The following is a 16,771-nucleotide window of genomic DNA, read 5'->3' on the forward strand; positions in this document are numbered from 1 at the left end:
TTATGTCCGCCACCGCCCCACTCCCGCGCATCGCCCCTTCCCTGCTCCTGCTGTTCGCCTGCGCCGGTGGGCTCAGCGTGGCCAACGTCTACTACGCCCAGCCGTTGCTGGATGCCCTGTCGGCCGACCTGCACATCGGCGTGTCCTGGATCGGCGCGGTGATCGCCGCGACCCAGGTCGGATCGGTGGCTGCCCTGCTATGGCTGGTGCCGCTGGGCGACCGGGTCGAGCGACGGCGGCTGATGGCGCTGCAGACCGCCGCGCTGATGCTGGCGCTGCTCTGGGTTGCTGGCGCCGGTACGGCCATGGGCCTGCTGCTGGCCATGTTCGCGGTCGGCCTGCTGGGCACCGCGATGACCCAGGGGCTGATTGCCTACGCGGCCGCCGCCGCGCCGGCGCATGAGCGGGGCCGCGTGGTCGGTGCGGCGCAGGCCGGGGTGGTGATCGGGCTGCTGCTGGCGCGGCTGGTGGCGGGCGTGGTCGCCGACCTGGGCGGCTGGCGCACGGTGTACCTGCTCTCGGCGGGCGTGATGGGACTCACCGGGCTGCTGCTGTGGCGGTATCTGCCGCGTCTTGCGGTGCCGATCGCCTCGCCGCGGTTGTCACTGCTGGCCCTGCTGCGCCAGCAACCGGTGCTGCGCCGGCGTGGGCTGCTGGGGTTGTTGATGTTCACCGGGTTCGGGCTGTTCTGGAGCAGCATGGCGCTGCCGTTGAGCGCGCCGCCGTTCCGGCTTGGGCACACCGCGATCGGTGCGTTCGCACTGGTGGGCCTGCTCGGCGCACTGGCCGCCGCACGCAGCGGGCACTGGAGCGACCGTGGGCATGCCGACCGGGTGACGCGGGGGGCCCTGCTGCTGTTGCTGCTGGGCTGGTGGCCGCTGTCGGCACTGCACACCTCGCTGGGCTGGCTGGTGCTGGGCGTATTGCTGCTGGATCTGGCCGTGCAGGCCCTGCATGTGACCAACCAGAGCCTGATCCTGGCGGCGGCACCGGCGCAGGCCCAGGCGCAGGTGATTGCGGGGTACATGCTGTTCTATGCGGCCGGGAGTGGCTTGGGCGCGTTGCTGGGAAGCGCGGTGTATGCGGCGCATGGGTGGGGGGCGGTGTGTTGGGTGGGGGCTGGGGTGTCGCTGTTGGCGTTGGGGATTTTTTTGCGGGGGTCTTGGACGTCTGACGGGCGGCTTCGGCGGGGGTAAACGTCGGGAAATGTGCGGTGGGCTGATGTGAATTGGGCTTCGGACGCTTGGGCCGCGCTGCGCGCGGTGTCCGGCCAACGGCCGGGGCTACGAATTGTTACGGGGTCACCGACAGGGCGGGCAAATTCATTAGCAATTTTGCTAATAACAAGTAGCATGTCGGTCTCAACCCTTGACACCTGCCCTGCCTATCCTCGCCTCCATGTTCAGGTTTCCCGCCCATTTGCCCTTGTTCCAGCCTGCCAGGGAGGTGCGCTGATGGGCGCGGTGGTGGCCTTGGAACAGCTGCTGGAAAGCCGCCAGGTCTGGCGCGGGCAGCCGCGCGGGACGGCGCGGGAAGCCGCTGCCCACCCGACCGGGCACCCGGCGCTGGACAGCCGGCTGCCCGGCGGCGGCTGGCCGCCCTCGGCCCTGTCCGAGGTGCTGCTGGCCGCGCCCGGCCAGGGGGAGCTGGCGCTGGTCTGGCCGACCCTGGCCCGGCTCAGCCAGCTGCAGCAGACCGTAGTGCTGGTCGCCCCGCCGCACCTGCCGCATGCGCCAGCCTGGGCCGGCGCCGGGCTGGCCCTGGGCCAGTTGCAGGTAGTGCATGCCAGCCCGCGCGAAGCGCTGTGGGCGGCCGAACAATGCCTGCGCTCGGCCGCGTGTGCGGCGGTGCTGTGCTGGCCCGGGCATGCCGACGACCGCGCCCTGCGCCGGCTGCAGGTGGCCGCCGAAACCGGCCAGTGCCTGGGCTTTGCCTTCCGGGACAGCCGGCTGGCCCGCAACCCCTCCCCCGCCCCGTTGCGCCTGCAGCTCGATGCCGGCCAGGTGCGGGTACTCAAATGCCGCGGCGGCATGGCACCGGCGCAGCCGCTGCCGCTGGCCCTGGCCCATTGAGGCGCCGCCATGCAGTGGGCCTGCCTGTTGCTGCCTCAATTGGCGCTGGACGCGGCCCTGCGCCAGCAGCCCGATCCGCGCGCGCCGCTGGTGCTGGTCAGCGGCCCGGCCCAGCGGCGGGTGCTGCATGCGGTCAGCCCGGCGGCGCGCCAGCTCGGCCTGCGCCGCGGCATGCTGCTGTCGGCCGCGCAGGTGCTGACCCGCGACATGCTCACGGTGGACTACGACCCGCGCGCCGAACAGGACACCCGCCAGCTGCTGGCCAGCTGGCTGTACGGCATCAGCTCGCAGGTGAGCCTGGCCTTCCCGCATGCGCTGGCGCTGGAAATCGGCGCCAGCCGTGCCCTGTTCGGTGACTGGCCGGCGATCGAACAGCGCCTGCGCGAGGGCTTGAAGGAACTCGGCTTCCGCCATCGGCTGGTAGCGGCACCCAACCCGCACGCCGCCTGGGTACTCACCCGCGTGCATGCCCGCTTGGGCGTGGATGCGGCCGCGCTGGAACCTGCACTGGCGCAGATCCCGATCGACCGCAGCGGCCTGCCGGCCGAGGCCGTCACGGTACTGGCGCGCTCCGGCCTGCGCACGCTGGGCGCTGCCTTCGCGCTGCCCCGCGAAAGCCTGGCCCGGCGTTTCCCGGCCCAGGTGCTGGCCCACCTGGATGCGCTGCGCGGTATCGGCAGTGCGCCGCTGCAGTACTTCCGGCCGCCGGACCGGTTCGATGCGCGGATCGAGTTCGAGTATGAAATCGAATCCACCCAGGCCCTGCTGTTCCCGTTGCGTCGCCTTACCGCCGACCTGGCCGCTTTCCTGTGTTCGCGCGATGGCGGCGCGCAGCAGTTCGACCTGTGGTTCGAACACGAGCGCCACCCCGACACCCGGCTCACCGTAGGGTTGCTCGCCCCCGAACGCGATGCGGCGATGCTGTTCGAACTGGCGCGCAACCGCGTCGACCACCTGCGCCTGCCCGCCGGCAGCCGTGGGCTGCGCCTGCAGGCCGAACACCTGCCGCCGTTCGTGCCGGCCGCGCGCGACCTGTTCGACCCGCGCCCGCAGCAGGCCATGCCGTGGGAACAGCTGCGCGAACGCCTGCGCGCGCGGCTGGGCGACGATGCCGTGCAGGGCGTGGGGCTGCGCGCCGAACACCGCCCCGAACGCGCCAGCGGCACCGCCGCACAGGCCATCAAGGGCCCGCCACCCACCCTGCCGCTGCGCCCGGGCTGGCTGCTGGCCACGCCGCAGCCACTGTACGACCCGGACCTGCGCATTCTCTCCGGGCCGGAGCGGATTGAATCGGGCTGGTGGGACGAAGGCGATGTGCGCCGCGATTACTACGTGGTGGAAACCGTGCTGGGCCAGCGCGCCTGGGCCTACACCGCCGCCGGCGCGCGGCATGGGCCGTTCATGCTGCACGGCTGGTTCGCATGAGCACCGCCCTGCCTGGCTACGCCGAACTGCATTGCCTGTCGGCCTTCAGTTTCCAGCGCGGCGCCTCCATTGCCGAGGAGCTGTTCGCGCGTGCGAAGGAACAGGGCTACCAGGCCCTGGCGATCACCGACGAATGTTCGCTGGCCGGCATCGTGCGCGCCTGGCAGGCGGCGAAGAAGCACGCGCTGGCGCTGATCACCGGCGCGGAATTCCAGATCGAGGACGGGCCCAAGGTGGTGCTGCTGTGCACCGACCAGGCCGCCTATGCCGGGCTGTGCCAGCTGATCACCACCTGCCGCCGGCGTGCGCCAAAGGGCGAATACCGCTGCCTGCGCGAGGACTTCGATGCCCTGCCCGACAGCCTGCTGTGCCTGTGGCCGGCGCGTTCGCCCACTGCCGAAGATGCGGCCTGGCTGCATGCGCGCTTCGCGCACCGCGTGTGGCTGGCGGTGGAACTGCACCGCGACGCCGACGACGTGGCGCGGCTGGAAGCGCTGCTGGAATTCGGCTACGCCCACGACCTGCCGCTGCTGGCCAGCGGCGATGTGCACATGCACGTGCGGCGCCGCCGTGCGCTGCAGGACACGCTCACCGCGATCCGCCAGCACTGCACCATCGCCGATGCCGGCTGGCACCTGTTTCCCAATGGCGAACGCCACCTGCGCACCCGCCAGGCGCTGGCCGCGCTGTACCCGCCCGAGCTGCTGGAGGAAACCCTGCGCGTGGCCGAGCGTTGTCGGTTCGACCTGGCGCAGCTGCAGTACACCTACCCGCGCGAACTGGTGCCCGACGGCCACGACCCGGCCAGCTGGCTGCGCACCCTGGTCGAAGAGGGCATGCGCTGGCGCTGGCCCGGCGGCGCCAGCGAGGCGCAGCGCCGGCAGATCGAACACGAGCTGCGGCTGATTCACCTCAAGCAGTACGAGTCGTACTTCCTCACCGTGCACGACATCGTGCGCTTCGCCCGCAGCCAGCAGATCCTGTGCCAGGGCCGTGGCTCGGCGGCCAATTCGTCGGTGTGCTTCGTGCTGGGCGTGACCGAGATCGACCCCAGCCACATGGAACTGCTGTTCGAGCGCTTCATTTCCGAAGAACGCGACGAACCGCCGGACATCGACATCGATTTCGAACACGAACGGCGCGAGGAAGTGCTGCAGTATGTGTTCAACCGCTACGGCCGCGAACGTGCCGCGCTCACCGCCGTGGCGATCAGCTACCGTGGCCGCAGCGCGGTGCGCGACGTGGCCCGCGTGCTCGGCCTGCCGCCGGACCAGGTCAACGAACTGGCCGCCTGCCTGGACCGCTGGAGCAGCCACGAGCCACTGCCCGAGGCCCTGCGCGAACGCGGCTTCGACCCGGACACGCCGTTGATGCAGCGGGTGGTGGCGCTCACCGCCGAACTGGTGGACTTCCCACGCCACCTGTCCCAGCACCCGGGCGGCTTCGTGATTTCCGAGCACCCGCTGTCCACCCTGGTGCCGGTGGAGAACGCGGCCATGGCCGACCGCACCGTGATCCAGTGGGACAAGGACGACCTGGATGCCACCGGGCTGATGAAGGTCGACTGCCTGGCGCTGGGCATGCTCACCGCCGTGCGCAAATGCCTGGCCATGCTGCACGCGCATGGCGCCCCGGCGATGGGCATGGCCGACATCCCGGCCGGCGACACCGCCACCTACGACATGATCTGCCGCGCCGACACGCTGGGCGTGTTCCAGATCGAATCGCGCGCGCAGATGGCGATGCTGCCGCGCATGCAGCCGCGCTGCTTCTACGACCTGGTGATCGAAGTGGCGATCGTGCGGCCCGGCCCGATCCAGGGCGACATGGTCCATCCCTACCTCAACCGCCGCAAGCGGCTCAAGGAAGAAGGGATCGAAGAAGTCGACTACCCGCCGGCACTGGAGAAAGTGTTCAAGCGCACCCTGGGCGTGCCGCTGTTCCAGGAACAGGTGATGCAGCTGGCAGTGGCCGCCGCCGGCTTCACCCCGGGCGAGGCCGATGCGCTGCGCCGTTCGATGGCCGCCTGGAAGCGCCACGGCGGGTTGGAACCGCACCGCGACAAGCTGCTGGCCGGCATGGCAAAGAACAACTACAGCCGCGACTACGGCGAGCGCCTGTTCGAGCAGATCAAGGGCTTCGGCAGCTATGGCTTCCCGGAAAGCCACGCGGCCAGCTTCGCGCTGATCACCTACGTCAGCTGCTGGCTCAAGTGCCACCACCCCGCCGCGTTTGCCGCCAGCCTGGTCAACAGCCAGCCGCTGGGCTTCTACACCCCCGACCAGATCCTGCAGGATGCGCGCCGGCATGGCGTGCCGGTGCTGCCGGTGGACGTGCGCCACAGCGACTGGAACTGCACGCTGGTGCCGGCCACGCAGGCCGATGCCCTGCCCGGCATCCGGCTCGGCCTGCGCATGATCGATGGCTTCAGCGAAGCGGTGGCCGAGGAAGTGATGCAGGCACGTACGCGCCATGCCTTCGACAGCGTGGCCGACCTCAGCCAGCGGGCCCGGCTGGACCGCCGCCACCAGGGGCTGCTGGCCGACGCCGGCGCGCTGAAGGGGCTGAGCGGGCACCGCCACCGCGCGCGCTGGGATGTCTCGGGGGTGGAAAAGCCGTTGCCGCTGTTCGAGAACGTCCGCGCCACCGCCGACGCGGCCGTGGCCTTGCCGGCGCCGAGTGCGTTCGAGGACATGCAGGCCGATTACAACAGCACCGGCACCACCCTGGGCCAGCACATGGTGTCGTTCCTGCGCGACGAGCTGCGCGCACGGCGTTGCCAGCGATCCGATGAACTGGCGCAGCTGCCGCACGGGCGCAGCGTGCGTTTCGCCGGCCTGGTACGCATGCGCCAGCGCCCGCAGACCGCCAGCGGGGTGACCTTCCTCACCCTGGAAGACGAAAGCGGCATGGTCAACGCAGTGGTCTGGCGCAGGACCGCCGACCGCCAGCACCGGGTGCTGGTGGAGGCGCAGCTGATGCAGATCGATGGCCGGCTGGAGCGGGTGGATGGCGTGCAGCACCTGATCGTGCAGCGCATGCACAACCTCGATGCGCTGATCGAGGGGGTGCGTACCCACAGCCGCGACTTCCATTGATTGCTGTGACCGGTTTCACGCTGACGATAGATACAGACTTTTCCGACTGGTGCGGCCATGACGGCTTCGGCTATCGTCGCTGCCATCCAAGGATCCGGAACCTGCCATGTCGCGCGTACTCACCCTCACCACACTGGCAGTGTCCAGCCTTGCCCTGCTGGTCTCGGGGTACACCGCCGTGCAGCTGCACCGCAGCCAGTCCGCCGAGCGGGTGATCACCGCCCGCGGGCTGGTCATCCAGGACGGCAGTGGCCAGGCGCGGGTGATCCTGGGCGCGCCGCTGCCCGATCCGCTCAGCAGGGGCGTGTCGCAGGGCCCCCGCGCCTCGCCGCTGTCGGGCGTGGTGCTGCTTGGTGCCGACGGTTCCGAACGGGGCAGTTATGGCACTGCCGATGTCGGCGATGAGGCCTCGCTCACGCTGGATGATGCCAAGGGCACCACCGAAGTGTTCAAGATCACCGCGAACCCGGATCGTGGCGCCACCCTGGTGATCAAGCACCAGAACAGCACCGGCGCCATGCTCACCTCCTGGCAGGGAAAGCCGGAGCTCATTTTCCTCAACGACAACGGGCAGTCGCATTACATCCGTCCGGGGACCACTGCCGCGCCCTGATCGACGCCTGACGGTGGGCTTCGGAAGGTGTAAACGCCGGCGTACCGGCTGGCATCGTTGCGGGACCGTCTCCGGACGCTTGGGCCGCACTACGCGCGGTGTCCGGCCAACGGCCGGGGCTACGAACCGTTACGGGCCCATTGAGATCGGGATCAATCAACCGCAGGCTTCGGATACCGGTAGCGCCGGCCGTTGGCCGGCCCACGCAGGCGCCGATGGGCCGCGAAATGTTACCGACCCATTTCGTTTGCCCGTGCGAAAATTCGTGCCTCGCCGGTTCCGGAACACGTCATGTCCATCGTCGCCCCCACCTGGCCGCAGGCTGCCACCGTCGAAGATTTCCGCCGCAACCTGGACGCGGTGCACGCACGCATTGCCGCTGCCTGCGAGCGCGCCGGACGCGATCCGGCCACGGTGCGACTGCTGCCGGTGAGCAAGACCGTGGACGAAGCGCGGCTGCGACTGGCGGTGCAGGCCGGCTGCGATACGCTGGGCGAAAACAAGGTGCAGGAAGCCAAGGGCAAGGCCGAAGCCATGGCCGACCTGGGCATCCGCTGGTCGGTGATCGGCCACCTGCAGACCAACAAGGCGCGTGATGTGGCCCGCTTCGCCAGCGAGTTCCAGGCGCTGGACAGCCTGCGCGTGGCCCAGGCGCTGGACCAGCGGCTGGCGCAGGAAGGCCGCACGCTGGATGTGTTCGTGCAGGTCAACACCTCGGGCGAAGCCAGCAAGTACGGATTGGACCCGATCGAGGTGGCCGACTTCGTGCAGCAGCTGCCCGCCTTCCCCCAGCTGCGCGTGCGCGGCTTGATGACCCTCGCGCTGTTCTCGGCCGATCCCGAACAGGTGCGCCCGTGTTTCGTGCGCCTGCGCGACCTGCGTGAGCGCCTGCGTCCGACCCTGCCGGCGGGCGTCAGCCTGGACGAACTGTCGATGGGCATGTCCGGCGATTTCGAGATCGCCATCGAGGAAGGCGCCACGGTGGTGCGCGTAGGCCAGGCGATTTTCGGCGCGCGCAGCACCCCCGACAGCCACTATTGGCCAACCCCTGCGGGTTGATCGTCACCCCACCAACGCCTGCATATGCCGCGCATGCTCCGCGGCCTGTGCGTGCAGCCACTCACGAAATGCCAGGAACCCCCGGTGCGTGGACGAACGTGGCGGATATACCAGCCAATGCGACCAGCGCGTCTTCAACCGGTGCGGTGACAAAGCAATCAACTGGCCCGAATCCAGCAGCAACCGCGCCCGCGTCACCCGCCCCAGCGCGACTCCGAAGCCATCCAGCGCGGCACGATGGTGCGATTCGGAGTCATTGAGCATGGCCACATAGCGCGACGGCGCAACCTCGCCGACCGAGGCGAACCAGCGCTGCCACTCGCCATCCGGGTCCCCCAGCAGCGGCCACTGCGACAGCGGCAGCGCGCCCAGCCCGCCCATGCGCTCGACCAGTGACGGGCTGGCCATCGGCATCAGCCACTCATCGAACAGCGGCTCCACATGCAGGCCGCTCCACTGCCCTGCACCCACACGCAATGCAGCATCGCACTGCAGCTGCCGGTCGAAATCGGTGAGCCGCTCGCTGGATTCCAGGTTGAATTCAATCTCCGGGTGGCAGGCCACGAACGAGCCCAGCCGTGGTACCAGCCAGTTGGAGGCCATCGATGGCAACGCACTGACCGACAGCACGCGGTCGTGGCGCGCGCCGAACGGCTGCAGCGCCTGCGCGATCGCGTCCAGGTGCGGGCCCACCTGTTCCAGCAACCGCTGCCCTTCGGGCGTCACCCGCACCCCGCGTGCCTGGCGCTGCAGCAGCGCATACCCGAGGCGCTCCTCCAGCTGCCGCATCTGGTGGCTGAGCGCACTGACGGTCAGGTTCAGCGAATCGGCCGCGCGGGTCAGGTTGCCCAGGCGTGCGGCGGTAACGAAATTCTGCAGCGGCTGGAGCGGGATACGGGACATGGCGACTTGAATCCAGTTCAAGAAAGACTTGCGAAAGGATCGCTTTTGCACCGTCCATCCTGCCCCTATCGTGAGTCCTACTCAAGTGGAGGACGCACATGAACATCTACAGCGGATTGTTGTTCCTGCACGGGCATATCGCCGATGTGGGATTGGCGCGGGCGCTGGCGGAGCCGGAAAAGGTCTCCGCCGCTGACACGGCGCGGGCGGTGGCCGGGACAGCCACGCAGCCCGTAGCGCTACCGGCTCGGGCTGCCTGCGAGGTTGGTGCCGTGCGGCGTTGAGACCTCCGGCCTTACGGAGCCGGCTTGGCCTCGGGCAGCACCCGGGGGCGGCTGTCGTACCAGTCGCGCGCCCCGGACAGGTGCCAGGTGCGCTTGCCGCCGTCCAGTTCGATGCCGGCCCCGAGCAGGCCCCAGCGCAGGTACAGGTCGCCACGGCGCTGCGCCTGCTCCATGTCCAGCCGGGCGCGCAGCGACAGCCGCGCGTTTTCGGCCTGCAGGTCGTCCACCGCCAGGTGCTCGCGGCGCCAGCGCAGCTGGCCGCTGGCCTGCACTTCACCCGAATCGAGCAGGCCCAGCACCCAGCGCGGGTACTGGCTGCGCTCGGCGTAGATGCCCAGCAGCGGACCGGCATCGCGCAGCCGCAGGTCGGCACGTGCGTCCACCTGGAACGGCGCCTCTGACTGGATGTGCCCGCTGCGCAGGTCGACCTCGCCCCACCAGCCGCCCTTGGCGGCATCGCCGTCCACCTGCACGTTGCGCAGGCTGAGCGTGGTGCCGCCCAGGTCGAACTGGCCAGCGTCGAAGTCGGCACGCTGCAGTCTTGCCTTGACCTGCGCATCGCCACGCAGCGACAGGCCGGCGGCCTGCATGCGCGCACCGGTGCCGCGCAGGTCCGCGCGCCCCTGCCCGACCCGGCCGGCAGCATCCAGCGTCACGTCGCCGCTCAGCAGTGCGGTACCCCCGAGCAGACGCACATTGTCGTTGCCGACGTAGCGGTTGTAGGCGCTCAGGTCAGGCACCCGCGCGTCGTTGAAGCGCAGCTGCGCGCGCATGCCATCGCGCAGCTGCTGCAGCCGTGCATCCCCGCGCAGGGTCAACGCCAGCGCCTTGCCATCAAACAACACCGCCTTGGGCGCATCGGACGGCGCCGCGCGGAACGTGGGAATATCGACCTTCAATTCCGCCTGCGGCGGCGCACCGTTGACGATGCGTCCCAGCGCATGCGCATCGCCCTGCATGCGCACGCCCGCCACCTCGGCAATGGCGGACACCTGCGGCACCTCCAGGGTGCTGCCCGGCGCCAACTGGCCATCGGCGATGCGCAGGTCACCCTGCAGCAGCCCGCCACCTTCCAGCTTGAACCACGGCTTGCGCACGAACAGATCGGCAATCCAGTTCAACGACTCGAACCGCCACGCGCCACGTACCTGCCCGGACAGCCGCGGCAACAGTTCGGCCGGCGCCTCGAACGGAATCTTCCGGCCGGTGACGCGCAGGTCCGCGTGCAGTTCGCTGCCGGTTTCCGGGTCGCGCGGCAGGCGTGCCTGCACGCGCATGTCCTGGGCCACGTCCAGCTGCAGCGACAACAGGCCGCGATCCGGTGCATGCACGCCGGCATGCACCGGCACCCGCCACACCACCCGGCTGCCGGGTTGCAGCAGGCTGCGGTCCATCACCACATCGGCCGTGAGCCGTGCCTCGGCGGGTACGCTGCCGACCTTGACATGTGGCCCGGCCGTGTCGATCTTGATCGCCTGGCTGCGCCCGTCCACCTGCAGCTGCGCGAAGGTGATGCCGAACTTGCGCAGGCCCGGGGCCTCATCGCGATAGTGGCGCGGGTAATGGAAGCGCGCGGCCAGGTGCGCCTCGTCAAGCAGCTTGACCCCGTCGTAGGTGACCGTGGCCTGCTCGAAGCCAGCAGTGGAATCGAACAGTTCCGACGGCCCGCCCTTGACCTGCTTCTGGAAGCCCACCGTGCCATGGCCCTGCCCGGCAATCAGCAGCTTGCCGAAGCGGCCGCTGCGGATGCTGTCGCTGTGGATCGCATCCAGCCGGATGTTCCAGCCGCGATCACCACGCGGCGGCGGCGGGATTGCCTTTTCCACCCGTTGGATGTCCGCTTCCACGCCGGTGGCGTTGATGCCTGGAATGCGGACCTCGCGCTTGAACAGGTGCACCAGCGAGATCCACGCGCTCGCACGGTCGGCACGGAAGATGTAGACGGTATGGTTGGCCTGGCCGCGGATGCGCACGTTCCAGACAACCGCGTGCCCGGGCAGCAGCGTCAGCGCCGGCCCGGTCTGCAGCCTGAATTTTTCAGGTTTGCGGTTGGTGACCGCATCGAACAGCGGCGTGTTGAGGAACACGTTGCCGGCAACAAGGTACAGCGCATACAGCGCCAGCAAGGTAAGCAACGCCACGCGCCATGGCCGGGGCCAGCGCCGGACGCGCTCGGGAATCAGGGGCATGGAGTTCTGCGACGAAGCGGAGTGACGCGGCCACTATCGACAACCGGGCGACGGAGTCGTGTGAAGAAGCGCCGCCAATGCCGCTCAACCGGCCCGCCGCTCCGGGTCCCACGCCATCGGCTGCCACAACTCCAGCTTGTTCCCCTCCGGATCCAGTATCCAGGCGAACGAACCGTTCTCATGCGTCTCCGGCCCGCTGACGATGGTCACGCCAGCCTCGCGCAGGTTCGCCAGCAGCCCCTCCAGGTCATCAACCCGGTAATTGATCATGAAAGGCGCATCGCTGGGACTGAACCACTGGCTGTCAGGCTCGGCCAGCGCCCACACGGTCAACCCGCCGTCGTTGGCCTTGTCGTCGGGCCAGCGCAGCACCGCGCCACCAAACTCCTCCAGCGTCATGCCCAGGTGCTGCCGGTACCACTCGGCCAGCGCCGCGCGGTCGCCACGGCTCTTGAAGAACACCCCACCGATTCCGGTCACCTTTGCCATCGCAGTCTCCCTGGGTCCGTGCTGATCCTATGCCCTTGCCCGCGCAAAAGAAAACGGCAGGCCGTTGCACCGGCCTGCCGTTGTCCTGTCACCGCTGGCGGTGGGATCAGAAGCGGAACTCGCCACCCAGGCTGATCGTATCCACGTCCACGTCCACGCCGCTGAAATCCCCTTGGCGGCGGTCGTAGTTCAGGCTCAGGCCCCAGCGGCGGTTGAAGTCGTAACCGACATTGACGCCGTAGTACGGCTTGGTCGAGCTTTCGTCATCCACCACGTCGAAGGTGTCTTCGCGCACCTGCGCGGTCAGCCGCGCGATGCCGGCGCGTGCGCCGATGAAGAAGCCGGTATCGTCGGCGCCGAAGTTCTTCTTGACCACCAGGCCAGCACCGATCGAGACCAGGTCCAGCTCCTGGTCGTAGCCCAGGTCCTTGTTGTACAGCGAACCGACATGGCCTTCGACGCCGATGTTCGGGGTGAACCAGTAGCCGCCGCCGATCGAGGCGGAGGTGTCCGACTCGCTGCCACGGAAACCGTCGTAACGCACTTCGGTATCGCTGCTGCCCAGCTCGGCGCGCACGAATGCGTGGCCGGCCATGGCATCGGTCGACAGGGTGGCCAGCGCGATGGCGGCGGCCAGGGTGACGAACTTCTTCATTCAGGTCCTTCCAAAAGGTGGTTTGCCCATCTGGGCGGCGCCACTCTGCCTCCTGTTCATGTTTGTGTCAATTCCGTTAAACGAACCCTCAGGCGCGGGCCTCGGGCAACTTGGCCACCACCTTGAACTCCACGTCGAACCCGCTGAGCCAGGTGACCCCGACTGCGGTCAGCGTCGGGTGCGGCGCCTGGCCCCAGTACTCGGGCACGATCGCCCAGACCCGCTCCAGGATCCGGTCCGGGTCGATCATGAAAACGGTCACGTCGACCACATCGTCGAACGTGCAGCCGGCGGCCGCCAGCACCGCGTTGAGGTTCTCGAAGAGCTTGTGCACCTGCGCTTCCAGGCCCGGTTCGGGCGAACCGTCCTCGCGGCTGCCGACCTGGCCGGACACGAACAGGAAGCCGTTGGACCGCACCGCCGGCGAATAGCGGTAGCGGGCATACAGATCCTGCCGGCCAGAGGGGAACACGACGTCACGACTTGCCATTGCAGACTCCAGAGGGGTGTTTGCCCCGGGTGATGGGATATCTCCACGGTAGGCGCCCCGACCCGGTCGATAAACGACCAACCTTGTCCATCACTGTTTGTAGAATCCAAACAATTGACCGCAGGAGTGCCGATGGACCGTTTCGATGCCATGCAGGCCTTTGCCCGGGTCGTGGAGACAGGCAGCTTCACCCGGGCCGCACAGACCCTGCACATGAGCCGCACCACGGTGACCCAGCTGGTGCAGCAGCTGGAAGCCCGGCTGCGCGTGCGCCTGCTCAACCGCACCACCCGCCAGGTCAATGTCACCGACGATGGCGCGGCGTACTACGAGCACGTCTCGCGGCTGCTCGCCAACCTGGACGACGCGGAAACCAGCCTCTCCAGCTTCGCCGCCAGCCCGCGCGGCCGGCTGCGGGTGGATGTGCCCGCGCCGCTGGCGCGGTTCCTGCTGGTCCCTGCGCTTCCCGGTTTCCACGCGCGGTACCCGGACATCCAGCTCGACCTGGGCGTCAGCGACCGCAATGTCGACCTGATCGATGAGAACGTGGACTGCGTGATCCGCGGCGGCGTGCTCTCCGATCCCTCGCTGGTCGCGCGGCACATCGGCGACCTGCAGGCCGGGTTGTACGCCGCGCCGCAGTACCTGGCCACGGTTGGCATGCCCGACCACCCCAAGGCACTGGAAGCCGAACCGCATCGCATCATCGGTTACCGGGGCTCGCGGCGTGCAGGGGCCATGCCCTACGCGCTGCGGCGTGGGGAAGAAACAATGACCGTGCATGGCCGGCATCAGCTGGCGGTCGACGACGGCAACGCCTATCTGGCGGCCGGAGTAGCCGGGCTCGGCGTGCTCTGGCTGCCCGATTACGTTGCCGCCGCACACGCCGAGCGCGGGGAACTGCTACGCGTGCTCACCGACTGGCAGGTCGACCCGATGCCTCTGCACATCGCCTTCCGTCCCAACCGCCACGTCAGCGCCAAGCTGCGCGTGTTCGTCGACTGGGTAGCGGCGCTGATGGCCGAACACGTGCCGGTGATGCCACCGCAGCGGGACAAGTAGGATCGGCCAACGGGACGCATGCATCACCGCAGCGGCGCGATCACCAGCGTATCGCCCTTGCATACGTTGACGTCGCGGTAGATTGCCGTGCGCCCGTTACGGAACTGCAGGCGCAGGTCGAAGCGGCAGCCGGCATCGCCCAGGCGCACCGTGGTGCTGCCCCCGCCACCGTCGATGGTGTCGATCGGCCGTTGCTCGAACGCATCGCTGCCGGCGGTGGCCACCTCCAGCGTGGTGATGCTGTCGTGGGCGCGGTTGAGCAGTGTCAGGTAACGCGGGGCGGCGGCATGCGTGGCCGTGGCGAAAAGCAGGCTGGTCAGGACGGCAAGACGGATCGGGAACATCGCGGCATCTCCGGCGGTTGGGTTCGCCGCCATCAGGCCGCTGGCCGCCCCGCGCACGCCACCGATCCGGGACCAATCGTCGTCCTGGCAGGACCAATCGTAATGGGCCCTCATGGCGCTTCTCCGGGCCCGCCCGCACGCCTAAGATGGCCCTGCCCCGCCGCGCCGGGCGTCCTGGATACCGGCCATGATGGTTCGCCTTGGCAGTACGTCGATCAGCCTTGCCCGCTACCTGCTCCTCTGGACGGTCGTGGTGCTGGTGTTTGCCGTGCAGCATTCGCTCAGCGATGGACTGCACGGCAACAGCTGGCCGTTCCTCGTGCACCTTCGCTGGGCCATGATCCAGTGGTACACCTGGGCGGCACTGGCACCGCTGGTGTTCCGCCTGGCCGAGCGCTATCCGCTGGATCCCCAGCGCCGCCTGCTTGGCCTGGGCAGGCAGGTCGTGGCCAGCCTGGCGGTGACCTTCGGCGCGATGCTCATCGGCGCAGCGGCCTCCGCGCTGTTCGAACCCAGCGGCTTCTTCGAACAGCTCGGGTACTTCCTGGCGCAGCATTTCGCCATCGGGCTGCTCACCTACTGGGCACTGTTCGCGCTGCAGCAGGCATTGCACTTCCAGGCCGAGAAGGCGCGCCGCGAAATGGAAGCCAGCCGGCTGGCCACCGAACTGGCGCAATCCAGGCTGCTGGCGCTCAAATCCCAGCTGCAGCCACATTTCCTGTTCAACACGCTGCACGCCATCATCACCCTGCTGGACGAAGACACGGTCTCGGCCGAAGACATGCTGCTGCGCCTGAGCGAACTGCTGCGCGCCTTCCTGGAAGACTACGACGGCCAGGAGATTCCCCTGCGCCAGGAACTGGACCTGATCGAGCTGTACCTGGGCATCCAGCGCGTGCGCTTCAAGGACCGGCTGACCACCCGCACCTATATCGCCCCGGATACCCTCGACTGCGCCGTGCCCAGCCTGTTGCTGCAGCCGTTGGTGGAGAATGCGGTGCGCCACGGCATAGGGCAGCGCGTGGGCAGTGACGTGATCGAGATCGAAACGCGCCGCGACGGCGAGGTGCTGTGCATTGAAGTGCGCAACCGCAACAGCACGCTTGACGCCACGCCCGGCGCGCCCGCAGGCCATGGCATCGGCATGTCCAACACCCGGCTGCGCCTGAAGGAGCTGTACGGCGATGCCGCCGACGTGCGGCTGGACATCATCTGGCCCGAGGGCGTGGCCTGCCGTGTACGCCTGCCCTTCCGTACCCTGGAGGTGGAAGACGAAGCGCCGGAGTTCACGGCGGGAGTGGCGCCGGCATGACCCTGTCGGTGCTCGTGGTGGACGACGAGCCGCTGGCGCGCCGCGCGATCGTGCGCCTGCTGGCTGATGACCCGGAGATCGAACTGCTGGGCGAATGCGGCGACGGCGTCTCCGCAGTGAGAGCCATCCGCGAGCACTCGCCCGACCTGGTGTTCCTGGACATCCAGATGCCGGCGATCACCGGCCTGGACGTGGTGGCCACCATCGGCGCCGAGCGCATGCCGGCCACCGTGTTCGTCACCGCCTACGAGCAGTACGCGGTGAAGGCCTTCGAGGCCAATGCGGTGGATTACCTGGTCAAGCCGTTCAGCCGCGAACGCTTTGCCGCTACCCTGCAGCGCGCCCGGCAACGCCTTTCAACTGCCGCCGGCACCAGCGCGCAGACGGCCACGCAGATCCTGCAGGCACTGGACGCACTGCGCCAGCGCGAGGCCTACCTGCAGCGCATACCGGTACGGGTCGACGAACACGTGGTGCTGGTCGACGTGGACGAGATCGTCTGGATCAAGGCTGCACGCAACATCGCCGAGATCCACCTGGCCGGCCGCATGCATGAACACCGCGGCACCATGGCCGCCCTCGCCGCCCGGCTGGACCCGCGCCACTTCGCCCGCGTGCACCGCTCGGCCATCGTCAACATCCGGCGGGTCAAGGCGATCCACCCGTGGTTCAACGGCCACCACGTGGTCACCCTGGACACCGGCCAGCAGCTGCGCATGAGCCGCTACCAGAACGAGGCGTTCCTCAAACTCGTCTCCACCCGGGACACACCGTAG

Annotated in this window: 16 protein-coding genes; 10 read left to right on the plus strand and 6 right to left on the minus strand. The window is 68.7% G+C overall.

The window, feature by feature from the left end; translation table 11 throughout:
* Nucleotides 1-2: 2 nt before the first annotated feature.
* The 6 genes from BAY15_RS11295 to BAY15_RS11320 all read left to right on the plus strand — a co-directional run bounded on the left by BAY15_RS11295 (nt 3) and on the right by BAY15_RS11320 (nt 8,267).
* The gene (locus BAY15_RS11295; RefSeq protein ID WP_068852561.1) at nt 3-1,196 is read left to right on the plus strand and encodes an MFS transporter; all 1,194 of its coding nucleotides are present in this window, start codon (nt 3-5) and stop codon (nt 1,194-1,196) included.
* Nucleotides 1,197-1,454: 258 nt separating this feature from the next.
* Nucleotides 1,455-2,072: a translesion DNA synthesis-associated protein ImuA gene (gene imuA, locus BAY15_RS11300; RefSeq protein WP_068852565.1), complete on the plus strand. Its 618-nt coding sequence runs from the start codon at nt 1,455-1,457 to the stop codon at nt 2,070-2,072.
* Between the two features lie 9 nt (nt 2,073-2,081).
* Entirely contained in the window at nt 2,082-3,497 is a 1,416-nt protein-coding gene (locus BAY15_RS11305; protein ID WP_068852568.1) for a Y-family DNA polymerase, read from the plus strand.
* Nucleotides 3,494-6,595, plus strand: coding sequence for an error-prone DNA polymerase (locus tag BAY15_RS11310; protein WP_068852571.1), 3,102 nt, complete (start codon nt 3,494-3,496; stop codon nt 6,593-6,595). Before BAY15_RS11305 ends, BAY15_RS11310 begins: the two co-directional genes overlap by 4 nt.
* A gap of 106 nt (nt 6,596-6,701) precedes the next feature.
* On the plus strand, nt 6,702-7,208 hold the full coding sequence (locus BAY15_RS11315; protein WP_068852574.1) for a hypothetical protein: 507 nt from the start codon (nt 6,702-6,704) through the stop codon (nt 7,206-7,208).
* Between the two features lie 291 nt (nt 7,209-7,499).
* Complete coding sequence (locus tag BAY15_RS11320) at nt 7,500-8,267, plus strand: YggS family pyridoxal phosphate-dependent enzyme (protein WP_068852577.1); 768 nt, start codon at nt 7,500-7,502, stop codon at nt 8,265-8,267.
* A gap of 3 nt (nt 8,268-8,270) precedes the next feature.
* Here BAY15_RS11320 and BAY15_RS11325 read toward each other — a convergent pair whose 3' ends face one another.
* On the minus strand, nt 8,271-9,170 hold the full coding sequence (locus BAY15_RS11325; RefSeq protein WP_068852580.1) for a LysR substrate-binding domain-containing protein: 900 nt from the start codon (nt 9,168-9,170) through the stop codon (nt 8,271-8,273).
* A gap of 98 nt (nt 9,171-9,268) precedes the next feature.
* On the opposite strand from BAY15_RS11325, the gene BAY15_RS11330 reads away from it, so the two are divergent.
* Complete coding sequence (locus tag BAY15_RS11330) at nt 9,269-9,454, plus strand: hypothetical protein (protein WP_068852583.1); 186 nt, start codon at nt 9,269-9,271, stop codon at nt 9,452-9,454.
* Between the two features lie 11 nt (nt 9,455-9,465).
* Here the strand turns inward: BAY15_RS11330 and BAY15_RS11335 are convergent, their stop codons facing one another.
* The 4 genes from BAY15_RS11335 to BAY15_RS11350 form a co-directional block, all read right to left on the minus strand.
* Entirely contained in the window at nt 9,466-11,643 is a 2,178-nt protein-coding gene (locus tag BAY15_RS11335) for a hypothetical protein (RefSeq protein WP_068852585.1), read from the minus strand.
* 84 nt (nt 11,644-11,727) lie between these two features.
* Nucleotides 11,728-12,132: a VOC family protein gene (locus tag BAY15_RS11340; RefSeq protein ID WP_068852588.1), complete on the minus strand. Its 405-nt coding sequence runs from the start codon at nt 12,130-12,132 to the stop codon at nt 11,728-11,730.
* A 106-nt stretch (nt 12,133-12,238) separates the two neighbouring features.
* Nucleotides 12,239-12,787, minus strand: coding sequence for an outer membrane beta-barrel protein (locus tag BAY15_RS11345; protein WP_068852591.1), 549 nt, complete (start codon nt 12,785-12,787; stop codon nt 12,239-12,241).
* An 88-nt stretch (nt 12,788-12,875) separates the two neighbouring features.
* Complete coding sequence (locus tag BAY15_RS11350) at nt 12,876-13,277, minus strand: RidA family protein (RefSeq protein ID WP_068852594.1); 402 nt, start codon at nt 13,275-13,277, stop codon at nt 12,876-12,878.
* A 114-nt stretch (nt 13,278-13,391) separates the two neighbouring features.
* On the opposite strand from BAY15_RS11350, the gene BAY15_RS11355 reads away from it, so the two are divergent.
* Nucleotides 13,392-14,339 carry a LysR family transcriptional regulator gene (locus tag BAY15_RS11355; protein WP_208856100.1) on the plus strand — a complete coding sequence of 316 codons (948 nt, stop codon included), beginning with the start codon at nt 13,392-13,394 and terminating at the stop codon, nt 14,337-14,339.
* A gap of 23 nt (nt 14,340-14,362) precedes the next feature.
* On the opposite strand, the gene BAY15_RS11360 is transcribed toward BAY15_RS11355, so the two are convergent.
* Complete coding sequence (locus tag BAY15_RS11360) at nt 14,363-14,797, minus strand: hypothetical protein (RefSeq protein ID WP_068852600.1); 435 nt, start codon at nt 14,795-14,797, stop codon at nt 14,363-14,365.
* A gap of 73 nt (nt 14,798-14,870) precedes the next feature.
* Here BAY15_RS11360 and BAY15_RS11365 point away from each other — a divergent pair, with 73 nt between their 5' ends.
* Nucleotides 14,871-15,995 (plus strand): sensor histidine kinase, encoded by a 1,125-nt coding sequence (locus tag BAY15_RS11365; protein WP_068852602.1) that lies wholly within the window; start codon nt 14,871-14,873, stop codon nt 15,993-15,995.
* On the plus strand, nt 15,992-16,771 hold the full coding sequence (locus BAY15_RS11370) for a LytR/AlgR family response regulator transcription factor (RefSeq protein WP_068852606.1): 780 nt from the start codon (nt 15,992-15,994) through the stop codon (nt 16,769-16,771). The genes BAY15_RS11365 and BAY15_RS11370 overlap by 4 nt, the downstream gene beginning before the upstream one ends.

It is taken from the genome of Stenotrophomonas rhizophila (assembly GCF_001704155.1).
GTDB classification, from domain to species: domain Bacteria; phylum Pseudomonadota; class Gammaproteobacteria; order Xanthomonadales; family Xanthomonadaceae; genus Stenotrophomonas; species Stenotrophomonas rhizophila_A.